The organism is Dryocola mayonis, from assembly GCF_051307045.1.
Lineage (GTDB): Bacteria > Pseudomonadota > Gammaproteobacteria > Enterobacterales > Enterobacteriaceae > Dryocola.
Genome location: NZ_CP150452.1, coordinates 2,295,508 through 2,315,080, shown reverse-complemented (window position 1 = coordinate 2,315,080; position 19,573 = coordinate 2,295,508). Strand labels below are relative to the sequence as shown.

The 19,573-nt window shown below is 56.9% G+C and carries 20 protein-coding genes and 1 pseudogene; 9 read left to right on the top strand and 12 right to left on the bottom strand.

Translation table 11 applies throughout. The annotated features are described in order from the left end of the window. Positions 1-88: 88 nt before the first annotated feature. The 3 genes from WLO32_RS11195 to eptA all read right to left on the bottom strand — a co-directional run bounded on the left by WLO32_RS11195 (position 89) and on the right by eptA (position 3,540). Positions 89-1,186 (bottom strand): alkene reductase, encoded by a 1,098-nt coding sequence (locus WLO32_RS11195; protein WP_435945261.1) that lies wholly within the window; start codon positions 1,184-1,186, stop codon positions 89-91. 54 nt (positions 1,187-1,240) lie between these two features. Further along, a complete protein-coding gene (locus tag WLO32_RS11190) occupies positions 1,241-1,840 on the bottom strand; it encodes a TetR/AcrR family transcriptional regulator (RefSeq protein WP_435945260.1) in 600 nt (199 codons plus the stop codon). A 71-nt stretch (positions 1,841-1,911) separates the two neighbouring features. After that, the gene (eptA, locus tag WLO32_RS11185) at positions 1,912-3,540 is read right to left on the bottom strand and encodes a phosphoethanolamine transferase EptA (protein WP_435945259.1); all 1,629 of its coding nucleotides are present in this window, start codon (positions 3,538-3,540) and stop codon (positions 1,912-1,914) included. A gap of 185 nt (positions 3,541-3,725) precedes the next feature. On the opposite strand from eptA, the gene WLO32_RS11180 reads away from it, so the two are divergent. The 3 genes from WLO32_RS11180 (at position 3,726) to sodC (ending at position 5,522) form a co-directional block, all read left to right on the top strand. Beyond that, entirely contained in the window at positions 3,726-3,965 is a 240-nt protein-coding gene (locus WLO32_RS11180; RefSeq protein WP_435945258.1) for a DUF1289 domain-containing protein, read from the top strand. A gap of 57 nt (positions 3,966-4,022) precedes the next feature. After that, positions 4,023-4,919, top strand: coding sequence for an aldo/keto reductase (locus WLO32_RS11175; RefSeq protein ID WP_435945257.1), 897 nt, complete (start codon positions 4,023-4,025; stop codon positions 4,917-4,919). Between the two features lie 81 nt (positions 4,920-5,000). After that, the gene (gene sodC, locus WLO32_RS11170) at positions 5,001-5,522 is read left to right on the top strand and encodes a superoxide dismutase [Cu-Zn] SodC (RefSeq protein ID WP_435945256.1); all 522 of its coding nucleotides are present in this window, start codon (positions 5,001-5,003) and stop codon (positions 5,520-5,522) included. Position 5,523: 1 nt separating this feature from the next. Here the strand turns inward: sodC and WLO32_RS11165 are convergent, their stop codons facing one another. Genes WLO32_RS11165 through WLO32_RS11155 form a run of 3 tightly spaced genes read right to left on the bottom strand, consistent with a single transcriptional unit; the run spans position 5,524 to position 8,652 of the window. Further along, positions 5,524-7,545: an FUSC family protein gene (locus WLO32_RS11165; protein WP_435945255.1), complete on the bottom strand. Its 2,022-nt coding sequence runs from the start codon at positions 7,543-7,545 to the stop codon at positions 5,524-5,526. 8 nt (positions 7,546-7,553) lie between these two features. Beyond that, a complete protein-coding gene (locus tag WLO32_RS11160) occupies positions 7,554-8,411 on the bottom strand; it encodes an efflux RND transporter periplasmic adaptor subunit (protein ID WP_435945254.1) in 858 nt (285 codons plus the stop codon). 4 nt (positions 8,412-8,415) lie between these two features. Then, positions 8,416-8,652, bottom strand: a complete 237-nt coding sequence (locus WLO32_RS11155) for a DUF1656 domain-containing protein (RefSeq protein WP_435945253.1) — start codon at positions 8,650-8,652, stop codon at positions 8,416-8,418. 182 nt (positions 8,653-8,834) lie between these two features. Between WLO32_RS11155 and slyA the strand changes: the two genes are divergently transcribed. After that, on the top strand, positions 8,835-9,269 hold the full coding sequence (slyA, locus tag WLO32_RS11150; protein WP_435945252.1) for a transcriptional regulator SlyA: 435 nt from the start codon (positions 8,835-8,837) through the stop codon (positions 9,267-9,269). Positions 9,270-9,375: 106 nt separating this feature from the next. On the opposite strand, the gene slyB is transcribed toward slyA, so the two are convergent. Further along, on the bottom strand, positions 9,376-9,843 hold the full coding sequence (gene slyB, locus WLO32_RS11145) for an outer membrane lipoprotein SlyB (protein WP_435945251.1): 468 nt from the start codon (positions 9,841-9,843) through the stop codon (positions 9,376-9,378). A 284-nt stretch (positions 9,844-10,127) separates the two neighbouring features. On the opposite strand from slyB, the gene anmK reads away from it, so the two are divergent. The 5 genes and pseudogenes from anmK (at position 10,128) to pdxY (ending at position 14,748) form a co-directional block, all read left to right on the top strand. Then, positions 10,128-11,252: an anhydro-N-acetylmuramic acid kinase gene (gene anmK, locus WLO32_RS11140; RefSeq protein WP_435945250.1), complete on the top strand. Its 1,125-nt coding sequence runs from the start codon at positions 10,128-10,130 to the stop codon at positions 11,250-11,252. A gap of 86 nt (positions 11,253-11,338) precedes the next feature. Further along, a complete protein-coding gene (gene mliC / locus WLO32_RS11135) occupies positions 11,339-11,668 on the top strand; it encodes a C-type lysozyme inhibitor (RefSeq protein ID WP_435945249.1) in 330 nt (109 codons plus the stop codon). A 57-nt stretch (positions 11,669-11,725) separates the two neighbouring features. After that, positions 11,726-12,383 (top strand): annotated as a pseudogene (gene pdxH / locus WLO32_RS11130) (pyridoxamine 5'-phosphate oxidase). Positions 12,384-12,525: 142 nt separating this feature from the next. Beyond that, positions 12,526-13,800 carry a tyrosine--tRNA ligase gene (gene tyrS, locus WLO32_RS11125; protein ID WP_435945248.1) on the top strand — a complete coding sequence of 425 codons (1,275 nt, stop codon included), beginning with the start codon at positions 12,526-12,528 and terminating at the stop codon, positions 13,798-13,800. Positions 13,801-13,887: 87 nt separating this feature from the next. Beyond that, the gene (pdxY, locus tag WLO32_RS11120; protein ID WP_435945247.1) at positions 13,888-14,748 is read left to right on the top strand and encodes a pyridoxal kinase PdxY; all 861 of its coding nucleotides are present in this window, start codon (positions 13,888-13,890) and stop codon (positions 14,746-14,748) included. A 30-nt stretch (positions 14,749-14,778) separates the two neighbouring features. On the opposite strand, the gene gstA is transcribed toward pdxY, so the two are convergent. The 5 genes from gstA to rsxG form a co-directional block, all read right to left on the bottom strand. Then, positions 14,779-15,381, bottom strand: a complete 603-nt coding sequence (gene gstA, locus WLO32_RS11115) for a glutathione transferase GstA (protein ID WP_435945246.1) — start codon at positions 15,379-15,381, stop codon at positions 14,779-14,781. A 109-nt stretch (positions 15,382-15,490) separates the two neighbouring features. Beyond that, positions 15,491-16,993: a dipeptide/tripeptide permease DtpA gene (gene dtpA, locus WLO32_RS11110; RefSeq protein ID WP_435945245.1), complete on the bottom strand. Its 1,503-nt coding sequence runs from the start codon at positions 16,991-16,993 to the stop codon at positions 15,491-15,493. 616 nt (positions 16,994-17,609) lie between these two features. After that, positions 17,610-18,245 (bottom strand): endonuclease III, encoded by a 636-nt coding sequence (nth, locus tag WLO32_RS11105; RefSeq protein WP_121268717.1) that lies wholly within the window; start codon positions 18,243-18,245, stop codon positions 17,610-17,612. A 9-nt stretch (positions 18,246-18,254) separates the two neighbouring features. Next, positions 18,255-18,941: an electron transport complex subunit E gene (locus WLO32_RS11100; protein ID WP_435945244.1), complete on the bottom strand. Its 687-nt coding sequence runs from the start codon at positions 18,939-18,941 to the stop codon at positions 18,255-18,257. After that, positions 18,938-19,564, bottom strand: coding sequence for an electron transport complex subunit RsxG (gene rsxG, locus WLO32_RS11095; RefSeq protein ID WP_435945243.1), 627 nt, complete (start codon positions 19,562-19,564; stop codon positions 18,938-18,940). The genes WLO32_RS11100 and rsxG overlap by 4 nt, the downstream gene beginning before the upstream one ends. Positions 19,565-19,573: the final 9 nt, after the last annotated feature.

The following is a 19,573-nucleotide window of genomic DNA, read 5'->3' as shown; positions in this document are numbered from 1 at the left end:
CTTAGAATTAAACGTTTAAAGACGCAAAACGTTTTTTAAATGTGGGATAAGTATAGCGGCGTTTGCGCGCCGCTATCAATGGAAGGGGTTATAAAGTTGGGTAATCGGTATAGCCTTCCGCGCCGCCGCCGTAGAAGGACTCCGGACGCTGCGGATTAAGCTCGGCTTTGCGGTGCAGACGCTCAACCAGGTCTGGGTTTGCGATGTAGTCACGACCAAAGGCCACCGCGTCGATTAACCCTTTGGCGATTAAATCTTCGGCTTTTTCAGGCGTATAAGCGCCCGCGCCGATGATGACGCCGTTAAAGCGCTCGCGCACCTTCCGGCGGAATTCTTCGCTATAAGGCTTACCGCCGGCCCAGTCCGGCTCGGACATATGCAGATAGGCGATGCCGCGCTTGCTCAGCTCTTCAATCAGATAAAGCGCATCGGCTTCTTCGTCCGGGCCGTTGTCGACGTTCTGGAAGGTGCCGACCGGCGAAACGCGAATGCCGATGCGATCGGCGCTCCACTCTTTGCTCACGGCGTCAATCACTTCCAGCACCAGACGGGCGCGGTTTTCGCGGCTGCCGCCGTACTGGTCGGTACGGTGGTTAGAGGACGGGGAAAGGAACTGATGCAGCAGGTAGCCGTGCGCGGAGTGCAGCTCAACGAGGTCAAAACCGGCGTCGCGGGCGTTGCCTACCGCCTGGCGGAAGTCGTTGACGATGCCCGGGATTTCTTCGATGTCCAGCGCGCGCGGCATGGAGGTATCGACACGGATCGCATTGCCGTTTTCGTCACGCAGCGAGGTGCGGGTGCCGGCAGAAATAGCCGATGGCGCTACGGGAGCCTGGCCGTCTGGCTGGAGGCTGGAGTGGGAGATACGCCCGGTGTGCCAGAGCTGTACGGCAATGCGGCCATTTTCAGCATGCACGCCGGCGGTGATTTTTTTCCACGCTTCGATCTGTTCGGCGCTGTGCAGGCCGGGCGCGCCTTCGTAACCTTTAGCCTGCGCGGAAATCTGCGTCGCCTCGCTGATGATAAGCCCGGAGCTTGCGCGCTGGCGGTAGTACTCGCCCATCAGCGGGGTGGGAACGTCGCCGGGCACGATGCTGCGCAGACGCGTCAGCGGAGCCATGAATACGCGGTTTGGCGTGGTAATCGCGCCCACTTTCAGCGGGGTGAATAATTTATCTGCTGACATGTAATATCCTTGAGTAGACCGGTCGTCTAGTAATGGGTGAAATAAAAAAGCCCGTCAGGAGACAGGCTCCGCTATTAAACGATTCACATAGATAAGCGCGCTTTCCAGCGGCACCGCGCTACGAGAAATCTTCGCCTGCAGGCTGGCGCCCAGCCACAGGGCGTAAATAGTCTGGGCAAGGCTTAGCGTATCGCCCTCAATCACCAGGCTTTTTTCCGCCTGGCCTTTTTCCAGCGCGTTGGCCAGCTGGCTGATTATCTGCGCGGCGCCTTTGTCCAGCGCGGCGCGCATATCTTCGGAAAGGTCGCAGACCTCGGCCGAGAGTTTTACCGTCAGGCAGCTGATTAAACGGCTGTGCTGGCAGAACCAGGTGAGGGCTTCCTGATACCAGCCCAGCAGTTTGTCACGGTAGCTGCCGCCGCCCTGACAGAAATGCTCATGCAGCCGCTGGTTGTAGCCTTCGTAATAGCGCTCCAGCATCACCACGCCAAACGCCTCTTTCGAGCGGAAGTAGTGATAGAAGGAACCTTTCGGCACCTCCGCGGTGCGTAACAGTTCGCTTAATCCCATGCCCGTAAAGCCGCGCTGCAGGCAAAGCTGCTCGCCGGTGGCAAGGAGGTGTTCACGAGTGTCATGTGCAGGATTTCTGTTCATGGCGATCACTGTAATAGACCGATCGGTCTGGCGCAAGATGCGGGCGAACGTTTTTAGCGTCCGCCCGGCGGTTATGCCTTGCGGCAGCTGGCCAGAACATCCATATCCGGTTGATATACGGAACTTTTAATATCCATCATCCCCAGCAAAGTCGAGAAAATATTATCCTGCGAAACCTTGTCGCCCGCCGTTTTGCTTATCAGGCAGTCCTTGCTGAGCGAGAAGTTTTGCTGATAATCCTTCGACAGCCAGAACAGGAACGGGATATGCGTCTGCTGGGAAGGCGCCAGCATATAAGGCGTGCCGTGCAGATAAATGCCGCTTTCGCCGAGGGATTCACCGTGATCCGAGAGGTAAACCAGCGCGGTGTTGAATTTATCCGCACGCGCTTTCAGCAGATCGATGGTGCGGCTGACCACATCGTCGGTATACAAAATCGTGTTGTCGTAGGTGTTGATTAGCGCTTGGCGGTCGCAGTCCTGGATCTGGTTGCTGTCACAGGTCGGCGTGAAGCGGCGGAACCTGTCCGGATAGCGCTGATAGTAGGCCGGGCCGTGGCTGCCCATCAGGTGCAGGACAATCACCGAATCCTGCCGCACGCCGTCCAGCACGTTATCCAGCCGGTAGAGCAGGGCGTCATCGACGCAGGATTTGTTCTTGCACAGGTCGGCCAGCCGCCACTGCGTCATGTCGGTGTGCGTAATACGGTTGCAGGCGCCCTTGCAGCCGCCGTCGTTCTCACGCCACAGAAGATTGATTCCGGCGTGGGCCATCACGTCCAGCAGGCCCTCCTGGTGCCGGGCGAGATCGGCATCGTACTGTTTCCTTGGCATGCCCGAGAACATGCAGGGCACGGAAACGGCGGTTTCGGTGCCGCAGGAGGTGGCGTCAGGGAAGTAAATCACCCCCTGCTTTTTCAGCTGCGGATTCGTTTCCCGGGCGTAGCCGCCGAGGGAATAATTTTCCGCGCGGGACGCCTCCCCAACCACCAGCACCACCACCGTTTTCTTTTTCTGCCCGCTGATGAGCGGGCCTTTGCGGGCGTCTTCGCCGAGGCGAAGCAGCGTCTCGTCTCCTGTAAACCAGCGCTCTTTGCTGTAGCGGCTAATGGCGCTGATGTAGTTGGCCGGGGTCACCATCTTCACCACGCCTTTGTTATTGCGAAACAGCGAGGCGTAATCCTTATAAAAGACGGAGGCGACCAGAATAATCACCAGCAGCCCGGCTAAAACACCCACCGCGCGGGTGAGAAAAATATGCCACCAGCGCGCGGGCTTAATTTTAATCGCCGCGAGAATCAGCGCGGGGATTAAACCGGCCAGCGATAACCAAAGTATCAGCTGCGGGGTAATCAGGGCGGCGGCTTCCTGCGAGTCGGTTTCAAATACGTTCACCATCATGCTTTTGTCGATGACGGCGCCGTAGGTGTACATAAAGTAGTTGCTCGCCGCGCAGCCCAGTACAAGAAGCACCAGCATCGGCTTACGCAGCCATGGAATATTGATTACGCTGAAAATCGTCAGCCAGGCGCAGAACAGCACCACGGGAACGGAGGCCGCAAACAGCCAGTTGTGCAGGGAGTGGGGAGCGATGATCTGCCAGCTGCGCTGAATAAAGAGCGCGTTAATTAACGTGAAGAAGAATGCGCAGCAAAGATTAAACTTTGCATCGTTACAGTGTAACTTTTTGCTGAAGGCCATAATCGTTTTTGCTAATTTTGAACGTGCGCACAGCCTAATGGATGAAGATTAGGGGAACCTTAATTTACCGGCGGGCGTGAATATTTGTCCGCACGGCAGAGCGGGCGGCATTAATCGCCGCTCTCGCTTGCAACACTGCGATTGTCGGTCTTCAATTGTAGGAAGGTTGATAACGGGGAACCTGAGTGCCAGAACAGCTTGAGTTTTTTCCAATTCAAAGTCCGTGCCGCGGCATCTGCCAGTCGGACGAGCGCGGCTTTTGCCGCGGCTGCATGCGCAGCCGGGACGAGAGATTTAACTGGCAGCAAATGAGCGACGCACAGAAACAGGAGGTGCTGCGCCTTTGCCGCCAGCGTTTTTTGCGCAGGTTACGAGCAAACCATACCTCCGCATCCGAAGAACCGCAGCAACCCTCACTTTTTTAATCGCTTAACCTCGTTATACTCCGTCGCAGAATTTATCCATTATTGAGGTCATGCTTTATGGTACAGCGCATTACGATTTCCCCGCAGGGGCCGGAATTTTCACGTCTGGTAATGGGGTACTGGCGGTTGATGGAGTGGAATATGTCGCCACGCCAGCTTGCGAGTTTTATTGAAGAGCATGTCGAATTAGGGATAACCACGGCCGACCACGCTGATATTTATGGCGGCTATCTGTGCGAGGCGGCCTTCGGCGAAGCGATGCGCCTGGTGCCGCACCTGCGTCAGAAAATGGAAATCGTGACGAAGTGCGGGATTGCCACCACCGCCAATCCGGCTCACGCTCTGGGACACTATATTACCGATCGCAGCCATATCATCAGCAGCGCCGAAGCCTCGCTGCAAAAACTGGCTACCGATTACCTGGATTTACTACTGATCCACCGCCCGGATCCGTTAATGGACGCTGACGAAGTGGCCGAAGCTTTCACCGCGCTGCATCAGAGCGGAAAAGTGCGTCATTTCGGCGTCTCTAACTTTACGCCCGCCCAGTTTGCGCTGCTGCAGTCGCGCCTGCCGTTTACCCTTGCCACCAACCAGGTTGAGATTTCCCCGGTTCACCAGCCGGCAATTCTCGACGGCACGCTGGATCAGTGCCAGCAGCTGCGCATTCGCCCTATGGCCTGGTCCTGCCTCGGCGGCGGCCGCCTGTTTAACGACGAATCTTTCCAGCCGCTGCGTGACGAACTGCAGGCCGTGGCGGATGAAATCGGCGCGCAAACCATCGAGCAGGTTGTTTACGCCTGGGTAATGCGCCTGCCGTCGCGGCCGCTGCCGATTATCGGCTCCGGCAAAATCGAGCGCGTGCGTTCGGCCATCCACTCCCTGTCTGTGGAAATGAGCCGTCAGCAGTGGTTCCGTATTCGTAAAGCGGCGCTGGGTTACGACGTGCCTTAATCCTGAAAAACGTTCGCCTCCCGGTGAAAACTGCGCTTGTGGCCTATGCTTAACAGGCGAAAAGATAACCCGGGAGGTAGCATGAAGCGTTTTAATCTGGCTTTATTAGCGCTTTTCACCTGCGCTGCGGCGCAGGCGGCAAGCGAAAAAGTAGAAATGAATCTCGTCACCCCGCAGGGTATCGGCGACTCCGTCGGCGAGGTAACCCTTAATGAAACCGATAAGGGCCTGGAGTTAGTTCCCGACCTGCGCACGCTGCCCCCAGGCGAGCATGGCTTCCATATTCACGCCAACGGCACCTGTGAACCCGCCTTAAAAGATGGCAAACCCTCCGCCGCGGAAGCCGCAGGCGGGCACCTCGATCCTGCACACAGCGGCAAACACTTAGGGCCGGAAGGCGCCGGACACCTGGGAGATTTGCCGGTACTGGTTGTGAATAACGACGGTAAAGCCACCGAGCCCGTCACCGCGCCGCGTCTGAAAACCCTTGCTGAGGTGAAGGGCAAAGCGCTGATGATCCACGTTGGCGGCGATAATATGTCCGATCAGCCGAAACCGCTTGGCGGCGGAGGCGAGCGCTACGCCTGTGGCGTGATCAAATAAATCATTTGCCGCCTGTCAGCGTACCGGCAGGCGGCGCCTGCTCCAGCTGCGATAGCGAGCAGTAAAGCCGCCAGATAATACCCGCCAGGTCCCGCGCCTCGGGATTATGATGATGGGACAGGCTATCGCATATTCTTTGCAGCTCCCGCAGCGCTTCCCCAAGCGGGCGTTGCTGTACGCCCCGTTCGCTCATCACATCGCGCAGCGTATGCAGGCAAATATCCCGCACGTTCGACAGCGGATCCGAACGGGATCCCCAGCCGCGCAGCTGCCACACCACGTGCGAACAGTTCAGCAGCACCACGCCCCAGCGCAGCAGCCAGCGTCGCGCCGTTTCATCCTTGCTGTTGCTCAGCTGGCTGATATGGTGATAAACCAGCGACTCGAACTGGTTTTCGTTGCGCTGCGGCCGGCTGCTGAGCTGGTCGACAAAGCCGCGCCGAAGCGAACGGATATGCCTGCGGCTTTTGCGCGTATCGGAACTTGGGCGCAGAACGGAAAAGGCCACCCACGACAGGCCCACGCCGATAACTTTTGCCAGGTTATCGTTAAGGAAATCCGCAAAATCGTAAACCGGCGGGTTGGTGACGGCGATAAACGAACCCATAAACACAATCAGCTGGCCCCACAGCCCGGCAAGCTTCGGCTGCTGGAGCTTCATAAGCTGCATGGTGGCGAGCAAGGGGAATAAAAACAGCAGGAACTGCCATAAATCCGTTATCTGCACCATCAGGCCGAATTTGACCAGGAAGCTGAACAACGACAGCCACAGCAGGGTGCGCATCAGCAGCGTTAAAGAGCCAAGCGGCGAGGCGACGGACGAATAAAGCACGCAGCTGATGGCCGCAAGCGACAGGGCGCCGCCGGCGGCTTCCCACTGGGTGCCGATCCCCCAGGCGCCGGTTGCCGTTATCACGCAGAAGGTGCGCAACGCGCTCCACGCCGCTTCGGCGTTATCGGTATTGCGCGCAAGCGAGGGCGTTTTGGGCGGCGTCAGGACCGAAACCGGCGTGGCGTTTTCCAGCTCGCGCAGCCAGCGGCTGCCGTCGAGATACAGCCAGCAGAAATAGCGCAGACGATGCCAGAACGCCTGGTGGCGATAGTCGTTGCGATCGACCGGGGCGAGCTGCTGCAAAAGTCGTGCAACGTCGTATTTATGCGTATCCGGGCGCGCCAGCTCCTGCAACAGCTCTTCGAGCAACGGCCAGATCCGCTCCGGCGGATTTTGCCAGTTCAGCAGCATGCGGCGTAAGCCCGAAATCACGCTTGTCAGCCGCAGCTGCTGGTGGAGCAGATAATTGAGCAGGTTGTTCTGGCGACGAAAGCGGTAGTGGCTCCAGAAGGCCTGGATGCGCAGCAGGTTCAGGGTCAGAATCTGGCCAATCACCCCTTCGTGAGCGGTGCGAATGGCGTCGGTGGTTTCGGGCTTCCACAGCAGGCTGGCGTGTTCGAGCAGCCGGGCGTGCATATTTCTGAGCGCGGCGAGCAGCGCCGTGCCGTCGGAGGTGCTGGGCAGCACCATCATCATAAAGCCGCCGCACAGTATCCCGACCACCACCTCGCAAACGCGCGCCTGGGCTATATCCCACAGCCCGGTAGAGTCAACGGTATCGATCATGGGAAAGGCGATGATGGCCGCGGTGTACCCGGCCAGCATAAAGGCGTAGGCGGCGTTATTCTGGAAATGGCTGGAAAGCCAGGTGCACAGCGCAAGCCAGGCGGCCATCGCAAAGATAAACAGCCAGGGATCGTTTAGCGTGTTGCCGGCGACGATCAGCGCCGCGATTGCGCCAATAAAGCTGCCTGCAATACGCCCGAGGCTTTTACTGACCACGCCGCCGACGGTCGGGAAGCTGACCACCGCGGCGGAGGTCATCGCCCAGTAAGGCTCATCGAGGTTCAGATAATAGGCGATGGTCAATGCCAGACACATCGCGATAGCGTTGCGCAGCGCATAGCGCCACTGCCCGACGTTAGCCTTTCCCCACGGCGTGTTGTGCCATTCAAGCCAGCTTAGTTTCATCGCCGGGCTCAGTGCGTAATGGTGACGGTGCAGGTGGTGCCGGAAACCAGCGTCACGCCCTGCGGGATAGCGTCGAGTCTGATGCGTACCGGCACGCGCTGGGCGAGGCGTACCCAGGGCACGTTAGGCTTGATGTCCGGCACCAGATCGCTTTCATTTTCAATGCTCTGGTCGTAGATAGCGCGGCCGATGCTTTCCACTTTTCCCGACAGCGGCTGGTGGCCGCTGTAGAGAATAATGCTCGCCAGGTTGCCGGGCTGGATATGACGCAGCTTGGTTTCTTCGAAATATCCCACCACGTAAAACGAGTGGCTGTCCACCAGGGCAAACACGGGCTGGCCGGTCGTGGCGTAGTTTCCGCTGCGGGTTGAAAGGTTGGTGACCCAGCCGTCTACCGGGGCCCTGACCGTGGTCTGGCTGATTTGCCACTGCGCCTGTTCAAGCGTCGCCTGGGCGGCCTTGACCGCCGCCTGCGCGGCTTTAACGTTGATATTCGCGGTGTCCATATCCTCGGCGGAAATGTAGTTGCGCGGCAGATTATGGCGACGGCTGGCCTCGTTGCTGGCCTTTGCAAGTTCTGACTGCGCCTGGGCGAGCTGCGCCTGGGCGTTGAGCTCGGCAATATGGTACGGCGTGGCGTCAACGGTGAATAAAACGGCGCCCGCTTTCACAAACTGGTTGTCGGTCACGTTCAGTTTGGTGATGGTCCCGGAAACCTGCGGCGTGATGCTGACCTGCTCGGCGCGAACCTTGCCGTCTCGCGTCCAGGGGGATTGCATGTAATAATTCCACAGCAGCCAGCCGACGATCAGCGCCGCGGCGAAAACCAGCAGGGTGGAAAAGTACTTTAAGGTTTTAAAATTCATGTTGTTACCATGCGACCAGAATGACAAGAGCTGCGCTCACCGACAGGGCGAAAAGCGATAAATCCATTAGCGTGGGGTGCCATATCTCCCCTGAATACATCCAGTCGCGTAAAAGACGATGCAGCACCAGCCAGATAAAAAAGCCCAGCATCACCGCTTTAAACAACGGGGGAAAGTAGATGGATGCGCCTAGTATTAAATCCTGGACGGGCAGGCCCGAGGCGGTAAATGTGAAGCTCACGTTGGATAATCCTTTAAATAGCGGGGGCCGGCTGCCGTTTCCCCGGGCATCGTTGTGGTATTAAAGTGTAGCTGTTCGCATAACATCAGCAAAAGTAAGGAATTTGTTTTTAAAAATTAAAGCCTGCACAATAGTCTAAAATCAGTATAATAAGTTAGCAAGCTAATTATAAGGAGATGAAATTGGAAACGCCATTAGGATCAGATCTGGCCCGCCTGGTACGCATCTGGCGTGCTCTGATTGACCATCGCCTGAAACCTCTGGAATTGACACAGACACACTGGGTAACGCTGCATAACATTCATCAGCTGCCGCCCGAGCAGTCACAGATTCAGTTGGCCAAAGCGATTGGCATCGAGCAACCTTCACTGGTCAGAACGCTCGATCAGCTTGAAGAAAAAGGCCTGATATCGCGTCAAACCTGCGCAAACGACCGCCGGGCAAAACGCATTAAGCTTACCGAACGCGCCACGCCGATCATCACCGAGATGGAAGACGTGATCGATAAAACGCGTGGAGAAATTTTATCCGGCATCAGCCCGGATGAGCTAAAGCTGTTGATGAATCTTATCAGCCGCCTTGAGCAAAATATTATCGATCTCCAGGCGCGGGACTAAGCGAGAGCCGACCGAAAAAAGCCCCACCGAAGTGGGGCTTTTTTATTGCGCAGCCGGCAGGCAAAAAAAAGAGGCCTGCTAAACAGGCCTCTTCATAAAACTCTTTTTAGCGTGGGGAAACGGTCAGCTGGTTGCCGCTGCCGGCGATCGCTACGCGCTGTCCGGCAGAGAATTTGCTGGTGCCCTGTTTCTGGACCACCATGATGCTGTTGCCGTCGTCTTTGCGGATTTCCAGCTCGACGCCCTGGCTTTTGTTAACCGCCCCCTGAACGCCCTGGCCCGCTACGCCGCCGGCCACCGCGCCGGCAGCCGTGGCTAAGGAACGCCCGGTGCCGCCGCCGACGGTATTGCCCAAAAAGCCGCCCAGCACCGCGCCGCCAATGGCGCCGATTACGTTGGTGTCGTCGCCGCCTTGAATCTGAACCGGACGAACGTTGACCACGGTGCCGTAGGTGACGCTCTGAACCTGTTTTGCATCAGAAGCTTTATACACATCGCCGGAAAGCGAGCTGTCATTGACACAACCAGCCAAAGATAAGCCAACGAGCGAAACAACCAATACGCGTGAAATCATTATGAATCTCCTGTTCATCTGGAAACGCCCAAGCGAGCATCCTTCATGGGTAAATTATATGGTATTTAGATGCAAAATTTCATTTTAGTTCAGCGCGGTGAATGTAAAAATAATATATGAGCCGTGCTTAACCATAAGTAAACGGCAATCTTATTGGGCGCAGGCCGAAAAGCAAGCATGCTTAAGATCGCGATGTTGTTAAAAAATATTAATAAATCATCGTATTGAGTGCTAGTTTATGGTGGAGTATTTCCCCTAACCGGCGTGTTTTACAGGAGTAGCAGATGAAATCTGGTCGTTATATCGGCGTGATGTCGGGCACCAGTCTCGACGGCATAGATGTGGTTTTAGCGGCTATCGATGAGCATCTGGTCGTGCAGCTCGCCAGCTACACGCATCCCATTCCCCTGGATTTAAAAAACGCCGTTCTGGCCATCTGCCAGGGCCAGCAGCTTACCCTTTCCCAGCTCGGCCAGCTTGATAACCGGCTGGGCAAACTCTTTGCGCAGGCCGTGCAAATTATTATGCAGCAGCAAAGCCTGACGCGGGCGGACGTGACGGCGATCGGCTGCCACGGGCAAACCGTCTGGCACGAACCCCAAGGCTGTGCGCCGCATACGCTGCAAATCGGCGACAATAATCAGATAGTCGCGCTAACGGGCGTGACCGTAGTGGGCGATTTCCGCCGCCGTGATATGGCCCTGGGCGGGCAGGGCGCGCCGCTGGTTCCGGCCTTCCATCATGCGCTGCTCGCGCACCCCACGGAACGCCGCATGGTGCTCAACATCGGCGGCATCGCGAATCTTTCGCTGTTGATTCCCGGCCAGCCGGTGAAAGGCTACGACACCGGGCCCGGCAATATGCTGATGGATGCGTGGATTTGGCGGCAAAAGGGCAAGCCGTATGATAAAGACGCCCTGTGGGCAAGCAGCGGCAAAGTCATTCTGCCGCTGCTTCAGCAGATGCTAAGCGATCCTTACTTTGCCGCTCCGGCGCCGAAAAGCACCGGGCGCGAGTATTTCAACTTAGGCTGGCTTGAGCGTCAGCTTAGCGTCTTTCCGGGGCTTGCCGGCGAAGACGTGCAGGCGACGATTACCGAACTGACCGCGGTGACTATCTCCGAGCAGGTTCTGCTAAGCGGCGGATGCGAACGTTTAATGGTATGCGGCGGCGGCAGCCGTAACCCGCTGTTAATGGCGCGCCTGGCAGGGCTGCTGCCGGGCACGGAAGTAGGCACCACCGACGAGGCGGGCATCAGCGGCGACGATATGGAAGCGCTGGCGTTTGCCTGGCTTGCCTACCGCACCCTCTCCGGCCTGCCGGGCAATCTCCCTTCCGTAACCGGGGCGTGCGAGGCGAGCGTGCTGGGGGCGATTTTTCCCGCCAACCCGCTGCATAATCAGAGTTAACTGAAATTATCTTCATCCCACAGTCTCTACACTGACAAAGAAAAGGGAGGGCCGAGCCCCTCCAGGGATAAGAAGATCTTCAGGGTATGCAGATGAAAAAATTACTTGTTGCCATCATTCCAGTGCTGCTGTCCGGCTGCAGCTACTACAACGCCTTCGTTGAACGGATGCAAACCGACACGCTGCAATACCAGTGTGATGAAAAGCCGCTTACCGTAAAGCTTAATAACAACAAGCAGATGGTCAACTTTGTCTACAACAACGACTACCTGTCGCTGACCCAGGGGCTGTCCGCCTCCGGCGCGCGTTATACGGACGGCGTTTACGTCTTCTGGTCCAAAGGCGACAGCGCCACCGTTTACCGCAAAGACACCGTTGTGCTCAACAACTGCCAGCTACAAAATCCTAAGCGTTGAGATTTATCAAGGTGGAGCGCACAATAGTTCCACCCGATCCTAGCCTGATGTAACGTCATGTCTGATAACGACTCTTTGCAACAGATTGCGCATCTGCGCCGCGAATACACCAAGGGCGGGCCTGCGCCGCCGCGATCTCACCGACAGGCCTCTTGAGCTATTTGAACGCTGGCTTGGCCAGGCGTGCGACGCGAAACTTGCCGATCCCACCGCCATGGTGGTAGCGACGGTGGATGAGCACGGACAGCCGTATCAGCGCATCGTGCTGCTAAAACATTTCGACGAGCGCGGGCTGGTGTTCTACACCAACCTCGGCTCGCGTAAAGCCCGTCATCTGGAAAACAATCCGCGCATCAGCCTGCACTTCCCCTGGCATATGCTGGACCGGCAGGTGATGGTCCAGGGCACCGCGGAACGCCTGTCGACGCTTGAGGTGATGAAATACTTCCACAGCCGCCCGCGCGACAGCCAGATTGGCGCATGGGTCTCTAAGCAGTCCAGCCGCATTTCCGCGCGCGGCATACTCGAAAGCAAATTCCTCGAGCTGAAACAAAAATTCCAGCAGGGCGACGTTCCGCTGCCGAGCTTCTGGGGCGGCTACCGCGTTAGCGTGGAGCAGATGGAGTTCTGGCAGGGCGGCGAACATCGCCTGCACGACCGCTTTTTATACCAGCGCGAAGGCGACGCCTGGAAAATAGACCGCCTTGCCCCGTAACGCCGAGGAATTATTGCGTTAAGCGCTGGCACTCCGTGGGCTGGCGCTTTATTCTATGTCCCCTCAGAAATTAACTCCTTTCGCCACAGGGCGAAAAGCCGTGTACCGGCAAAGGTGCAGTCGTAACTACATGGAGAATTTGATGGCAAGCATCAATTTGATAAAACAATTGCAAGAGCGGGGCCTGGTGGCTCAGGTAACGGATGAAGAAGCGCTGGCGCAGCGTCTGGCGCAAGGGCCAATCGCGCTTTATTGCGGCTTCGATCCTACCGCTGACAGCTTGCATTTGGGCCATCTGGTTCCGCTGCTGTGTCTGAAACGTTTCCAGGAAGCCGGCCACAAGCCGGTAGCGCTGGTGGGCGGCGCTACGGGCCTGATCGGCGATCCGAGCTTTAAGGCCGTTGAGCGCAAGCTCAATACCGAAGATACGGTGCAGGAGTGGGTCGAGAAAATTCGCCGTCAGGTTGCGCCTTTCCTCGATTTCGACTGCGGTGAAAACTCCGCCATCGCCGCCAACAACTACGACTGGTTTGGCAACATGAACGTGCTGACCTTCCTGCGCGATATCGGCAAGCACTTCTCCGTTAACCAGATGATTAATAAAGAAGCGGTGAAACAGCGTCTGAACCGCGATGACGTGGGCATCTCCTTTACCGAGTTCTCCTACAACCTGCTGCAGGGCTACGATTTTGCCTGCCTGAACAAGCTGCACGGCGTGGTGCTGCAAATCGGCGGCTCCGATCAGTGGGGCAACATCACCTCCGGTATCGACCTGACTCGCCGTTTGCACCAGCAGCAGGCGTTCGGTCTGACCGTTCCGCTGATCACCAAATCCGACGGCACCAAATTCGGCAAAACCGAAGGCGGCGCGGTCTGGCTGGATCCGAAGAAAACCAGCCCGTACAAGTTCTACCAGTTCTGGATCAACACCGCGGATGCGGACGTCTACCGCTTCCTGAAGTTCTTTACCTTCATGAGCCTTGAAGAGATCAACGCGCTGGAAGAAGAGGACAAAAACAGCGGTAGCGCCCCTCGCGCCCAGTACGTGCTGGCCGAGCAGGTTACCCGCCTGGTGCACGGCGAAGAGGGCCTGGTGGCGGCTAAGCGCATCACCAGCAGCCTGTTTAACGGCAACCTGAGCGACCTGACCGAAGCTGACTTCGCGCAGCTGGCGCAGGACGGCGTGCCAATGGTCGAGCTCGAGCGCGGCGCGGATCTGCAGCAGGCGCTGGTTGATTCCGAACTGCAGCCGTCGCGCGGCCAGGCGCGTAAAACCATCGCGCAGAACGCTATTACCATCAACGGCGAGAAGCAGGCGGACCCGGAATACACCTTTGCCGGGGGCGATATTCTGTTCAACCGTTACACCCTGCTGCGCCGGGGTAAGAAAAATTACTGCCTCGTCTGCTGGAAGTAATTAAGAAAGACCAGAAGGGCGCCGGACTGCAATCCGCGCCCTTTATTTTTGCCACACACAACAGCTGTTGTTCCATCCGGATTAGAAATGAAAAATATCCTTGCCATCCAGTCTCATGTGGTATTCGGTCACGCGGGCAACAGCGCCGCCGAATTCCCGATGCGCCGGCTGGGCGCCAACGTCTGGCCGTTGAATACGGTGCAGTTTTCCAATCACACCCAGTACGGGAAGTGGACCGGCAGCGTGATGCCTGCCAGCCACCTCAGCGACATCGTACAGGGGATTGCGGATATCGGTCAGCTGCAGCGCTGCGATGCGGTGCTGAGCGGCTATCTGGGCTCGGCCGAGCAGGGCGAGCATATCCTGTCCATCGTTCGTCAGGTGAAGGCGGCGAATCCGAACGCGAAGTACTTCTGCGATCCGGTAATGGGGCATCCGGAAAAAGGCTGCATCGTGGCGCCGGGCGTCGCAGAGTTTCATACGCGCTGCGCTTTGCCCGCAAGCGACATTATCGCGCCTAACCTGCTGGAGCTTGAGATTTTAAGCGGCCACGCCGTGAACTCGGTTGACGAAGCGGTGAGCACCGCACGCGAGCTTATCGCCCGGGGGCCGCAAATTGTGCTGGTGAAACACCTGGCGCGAGCGGGCTATCAGCAGGATCGCTTTGAAATGCTGCTGGTGACGGCGCAGGAAGCCTGGCATATCCATCGTCCGCTGGTGGACTTTGGCGAGCGCCAGCCGGTGGGCGTGGGCGACGTCACCAGCGGCCTGCTGCTGGTTAAGCTGCTGCAGGGCGCCACGCTGCGCGAAGCGCTGGAGCACGTTACCGCCGCGGTATACGACGTGATGGCGATGACTAAAAAAATGGGCGAGTACGAGCTGCAGCTGGTGGCGGCTCAGGAAGGCATTGCGAAGCCTGAACACTATTTTACGGCGGTTAAGCTGTAAAAATAACGCCCTCGTATCGAGGGCGTTTTACTATAAACCTTCCGCGGCAAGCGCCGCCGCAACGGCAGGACGCGCCTTTATGCGCTCCATAAACGCCTCGATGTTGCTCAGGCCGCTCATCTCAAGCTTAACGCCGTATGCCCAGCGCAGTACGGTAAACAGGTAGGCATCCGCCACGCTAAAGCGCAGCCCCATCAGCCACTGCTTATCGTTGAGCTCTTCATTCACATACTGCAGCTTCTTCTCAAGCGCCTTACGGGCAATCGCCTTGTACTCGTCAGGGGTGGCCGGGTTGAACAGCGGGCTGAAGCCTTTATGCAGCTCGGAGGCGATGTAGTTCAGCCATTCCAGCGTGTGGTAGCGCGTCATGCTGCCGGCGGGGGCGAGAAGCTGGCGGTCGGGCACCTTATCCGCAAGGAACTGTACGATAGCGACGCCTTCGGTGAGCAGCGACCCGTCATCAAGCACCAGCGCCGGCACCTGGCCCTTGGCGTTAATTTCCAGATAGTCGTCGCCCGCTTCCGTTTTTTTGGCCGCTAAATCGACTTTTACCAGTGAAAAATCAACGCCGGTTTCGCGCAGGATAATGTGGGGGGAAAGGGAACAGGCACCGGCTTTATAATACAGTTTCATTTCTAAACTCCTGTGGGCGCTAAGATAACCTATGGTAGTCCTCATACAGGTAAAAAAAAAGCCGTTAGCGGTGAAGCTAACGGCTGAAAATCAAATGTTTCCCGCTACATTACGCGGTGACGGTTTTCTTCGCGGTTTCGATCTCTTCGCTGTGCGTCATGCGGTTCAGCTTCGGCGCGATGGCAAACATCAGCACGGCGATAACGGCGGTCGCGATACCAATCTGCATAAAGACATGGCCATACACGGCAAGCGACTGCAGCGGATCGGTAACGTTCTCAGGCACGGCCATCAGGTTGGCGACCTTACCGGCGATGATGGCAGCGCCAGCGGTAGTCAGGAACCAGCTGCCCATGATGAAGCCCATCAGGCGCTGCGGAACCAGCTGCGCAACCATTGCCAGACCCAGACCGGAAATCATCAGCTCGCCGATGCTCTGCAGCGCGTAGCTCAGCACCAGCCAGCTTACGGAAACGATACCCGCCTCGGAGGCGAATTTTGCGCCCAGCGGCAGCACGAGGAACGCCATGGAGCACAGCGCCATGCCGATAGCGAACTTGTGCGGCATCGGCAGACGGTCGCCCATCTTGTTATAGATAGCGGCAAGAATAGGGCTGCCGATCATAATCCAGAACGGGTTCAGCGCCTGGAACTGCTCCGGCTGGAAGGTGATGCCTAAAATGGCATGCTCAACGTTGCGGATAGCAAAGAAGTTCAGGGACGTCGGCATCTGGCTGTAGAGCACGAAGAAAACGATGGCCTGCATCATCAGTACGAACGCTACGATCATCTTACGGCGCGCGGCGTCTTTCATGGCGATAGCTTCTTTCGCGAAGATAATCACGATGCCCAGCGCAACCACGCCCAGCACCATGCGCGCGATGCCCTGGTTGTGCAGCAGCCAGGTAGCGACGGTCGCCAGAATAACGACGCCGGCGATAGTGGCAGCAAGCTTACCGAAGTGAACCGGCTCAAAGTCAGGTTTGGAACCGTAGTCTTTAACCCATTTTTTGCAGAACATGAAGTTCACAAGCGTAATCAGCATGCCCACAAAGCTCAGCGAGAATGCGACGCTCCAGCCGAACTTCGCGGCAAGCCACGGCGTCGCCAGCATGGAGAAGAAGGAGCCGATGTTGATGGACATGTAGTACATGGTAAAGGCGCCATCAAGACGCGGGTCATCTTTCTCATAGCAGGTGGAAAGCAGGGAGGAAGGGTTAGCCTTAAACAGGCCGTTACCTACGGCGATAGTCGCCATACCCATATAAACGATGCCGGCATTGTGGCCGGAGAAAGCGACAAGCGCGTAGCCAACGGCCAGTACGATAGTACCGAGCACGATGACGCGTTTGGTGCCGAGAACTTTGTCACCCAGCCAGCCGCCGATAGCGACCATGCCGTAAACCAGCGCGCTAAAGGATGAGAACAGCGTGATGGAGTCCGCTTCGGACATGCCAAGCATTTTGACCAGGTACACGGCCATAATGCCCTGTAGGCCATAGAAACCAAAACGTTCCCAAAGTTCGATTGAGAAAATCAGATAAAACGATTTCGGTTGTTTGAAAGCGTTCAGGCTAACGCTTTCTGCTGGTTTATTGTTTGCAGTCGACACATATACCTCTTTTTTTACATCCCAATTTAACAGGAGTTTTATAAGCGTGATGCCCGCTGGCATTCACTTTATTGTTATTAAGGGAGGGGGAAACGGCGGGTAATGTTCACTATCTGGCTGCGTCAGGCAAGGGGTTTGTAATACCCTGTTACATATATCTGCGGCGGGATAATGCCCTTTAGACGCAATTGTTATTCAGCGTTAAATTTTAATAATCGAATTTTTACCGACTAAATATCTTTCCGGACGCGCAGGCGAAGCTCGTTTGGGCATATATCCTGCTGTTTAGCCAAAAAAGCAGTGATATGGACCATTCATTAAGAAACATCCAGTTTAATGTATTGGTTAAGATCGTGTATCGCTAAAGATCGCAAAGGGTTATCGACAAAAAAGTGACCAAAAATTAACGTCATGTTATCAAAGTGATCTGCATCACAAATTTATAGAAAATTCTCATCGTAAAAAAATGATTAACCTGCTGAAGCGATTATCAACCACAGCTTATAAGCATCATGGCGGGGATTTATGGAATAAATTGTTGTTAAATGGCGTATTTACGGTAGGGATTAAGGATGGGGCGACGGCCCCGCCAGCTATCTGGCGGGAAGAGAGGAGATCAAAACTCGGTTTTGTCTTTATATTCGCACAGATCTTCGATGATGCACGAGCCGCAGCGCGGCTTGCGGGCGACGCAGGTATAGCGGCCATGCAAAATCAGCCAGTGGTGGCAGTCGACTTTAAATTCCGCAGGAACGACCTTAAGCAGTTTTTCTTCCACCTGCTCCACGTTTTTGCCCGGAGCAAAGTTGGTGCGGTTACAGACGCGGAAAATATGCGTATCCACGGCGATTGTCGGCCAGCCGAAGGCGGTGTTCAGCACCACGTTGGCCGTTTTGCGGCCGACGCCCGGCAGCGCTTCCAGCGCCGCACGGTCTTCCGGCACTTCGCCATGGTGCAGCTCCAGCAGCATGCGGCAGGTTTTAATGACGTTTTCCGCTTTGCTGTTAAACAGGCCGATGGTCTTGATATAAGACTTCACGCCCTCCACGCCCAAATCCAGCATCGCCTGCGGCGTGTTGGCTACCGGATAGAGCTTCGCCGTGGCCTTATTTACGCTCACGTCCGTCGCCTGCGCTGAAAGCAGCACGGCGATCAGCAGCTCGAAAGGCGAGCTGAACTGCAGCTCGGTAGTGGGGCTGGGGTTGTCGGCACGCAGACGCGAGAGGATCTCCAGGCGTTTGGCTTTGTTCATCGGGCTTCCTTATATTTGCTGGACATTTCCTTTCACGGCCGCGCTTTTAGCCGCGCGACGAGCCTTCATTTTTTCATCGATAAGATACTTCACCGCCAGCATCAGGCCGAGACCGATAAAGGCCCCGGGCGGCAGCATGGCGAGCAGGAAAGGCGTATCGGTGTGGAACACCTCAATACGCAGCGCCTTAGCCCAGCTGCCGAGCAAAGCGTCCGCGCCGTCAAACAGGGTGCCGTTGCCGATAATTTCACGCCCTGAGCCCAGCACGAACATGGCGCTGGTCGCGCCAAGGCCGATAGCGAGGCCGTCAAGCGCCGCCATAGGCACGCTGTTTTTTGCCGCGAAGGCCTCCGCCCTTCCAATTACGATACAGTTGGTCACGATGAGCGGAATAAAAATGCCGAGCGACTGATAAAGGCCGTAGGCATAAGCATTGATAAGCATCTGCACGGTGCTTACAACCGAGGCTATGATCATCACGTAAATCGGAATGCGGATTTCGTCCGGCGCCCAGCGGCGAATAGCCGAGACGGCAGCATTCGTCAGCGTCAGCACCAGCGTGGTCGCAAGGCCGAGCCCAAGCGCGTTGGTGGCGGTCGAGGTGACGGCCAGCAGCGGACACATGCCCAGCAGCTGCACCAGCGCGGAGTTATTCTTCCATAACCCCTGTACGATAACGTCTTTTACATCGCTCATGGTTGTGCTCCACAGGAGGGGAACTGCGCCAGACGAGGCGGCAGCGTTTCAGCGAAAAGCCCCGCGCGCTTAACGGCGTTGACTACCGCGCGCGGCGTAATGGTCGCGCCGGTAAACTGATCGAACTGTCCGCCGTCTTTCTTCACCGCCCAGGCGGCGTCGTCCGCGCCCTGGATGGTTCTGCCCGAGAAATGGGTTATCCAGTCGCTCAGGCGAAGTTCGATTTTATCGCCAAGCCCCGGCGTCTCATGATGTTCGGTCACGCGGGTGCCCAGCACTTTGCCGTTGAAATCGGCGCCCACCAGCAGCTGGATTGCGCCGGAATAGCCGTCGGGAGCGGTAACTTCCATCACCGCGGCGACGGGCTCATCGCCTTTACGCGCCACGTATACCCGGCGGTCGCCCGCGCCGATCTGCGGGTCGTTGACGAGGACGCAGCTCTGCTGGATGTCGTTGTCGTACATGTCGGCAGGTAAAACCTGATCGAACAATAATTTTTGCTGCAGCGCGGCCTGGCGATCGATAGTCGGTTTGGTCAGCTCGTTAACCACCGCGGTGAGGCCGGTGGCCAGCGCGGCGAAAATCGCCAGCGTAACGCCATGTTTTTGCATTGTTTTCAGCATGACGATTCC

Excerpts from the sequence above, each read along its gene's own strand:
- gstA (WP_435945246.1), bottom strand. The coding sequence starts at position 15,381 with ATGAAACTGTATTATAAAGCCGGTGCCTGTTCCCTTTCCCCCCACATT.
- WLO32_RS11100 (WP_435945244.1), bottom strand. The coding sequence starts at position 18,941 with ATGAGCGATGTAAAAGACGTTATCGTACAGGGGTTATGGAAGAATAAC.
- sodC (WP_435945256.1), top strand. The coding sequence starts at position 5,001 with ATGAAGCGTTTTAATCTGGCTTTATTAGCGCTTTTCACCTGCGCTGCG.
- WLO32_RS11165 (WP_435945255.1), bottom strand. The coding sequence starts at position 7,545 with ATGAAACTAAGCTGGCTTGAATGGCACAACACGCCGTGGGGAAAGGCT.
- WLO32_RS11175 (WP_435945257.1), top strand. The coding sequence starts at position 4,023 with ATGGTACAGCGCATTACGATTTCCCCGCAGGGGCCGGAATTTTCACGT.
- WLO32_RS11190 (WP_435945260.1), bottom strand. The coding sequence starts at position 1,840 with ATGAACAGAAATCCTGCACATGACACTCGTGAACACCTCCTTGCCACC.
- nth (WP_121268717.1), bottom strand. The coding sequence starts at position 18,245 with ATGAACAAAGCCAAACGCCTGGAGATCCTCTCGCGTCTGCGTGCCGAC.
- rsxG (WP_435945243.1), bottom strand. The coding sequence starts at position 19,564 with ATGCTGAAAACAATGCAAAAACATGGCGTTACGCTGGCGATTTTCGCC.
- slyB (WP_435945251.1), bottom strand. The coding sequence starts at position 9,843 with ATGATTTCACGCGTATTGGTTGTTTCGCTCGTTGGCTTATCTTTGGCT.
- WLO32_RS11160 (WP_435945254.1), bottom strand. The coding sequence starts at position 8,411 with ATGAATTTTAAAACCTTAAAGTACTTTTCCACCCTGCTGGTTTTCGCC.
- mliC (WP_435945249.1), top strand. The coding sequence starts at position 11,339 with ATGCAGATGAAAAAATTACTTGTTGCCATCATTCCAGTGCTGCTGTCC.
- pdxY (WP_435945247.1), top strand. The coding sequence starts at position 13,888 with ATGAAAAATATCCTTGCCATCCAGTCTCATGTGGTATTCGGTCACGCG.
- anmK (WP_435945250.1), top strand. The coding sequence starts at position 10,128 with ATGAAATCTGGTCGTTATATCGGCGTGATGTCGGGCACCAGTCTCGAC.
- eptA (WP_435945259.1), bottom strand. The coding sequence starts at position 3,540 with ATGGCCTTCAGCAAAAAGTTACACTGTAACGATGCAAAGTTTAATCTT.
- WLO32_RS11195 (WP_435945261.1), bottom strand. The coding sequence starts at position 1,186 with ATGTCAGCAGATAAATTATTCACCCCGCTGAAAGTGGGCGCGATTACC.
- tyrS (WP_435945248.1), top strand. The coding sequence starts at position 12,526 with ATGGCAAGCATCAATTTGATAAAACAATTGCAAGAGCGGGGCCTGGTG.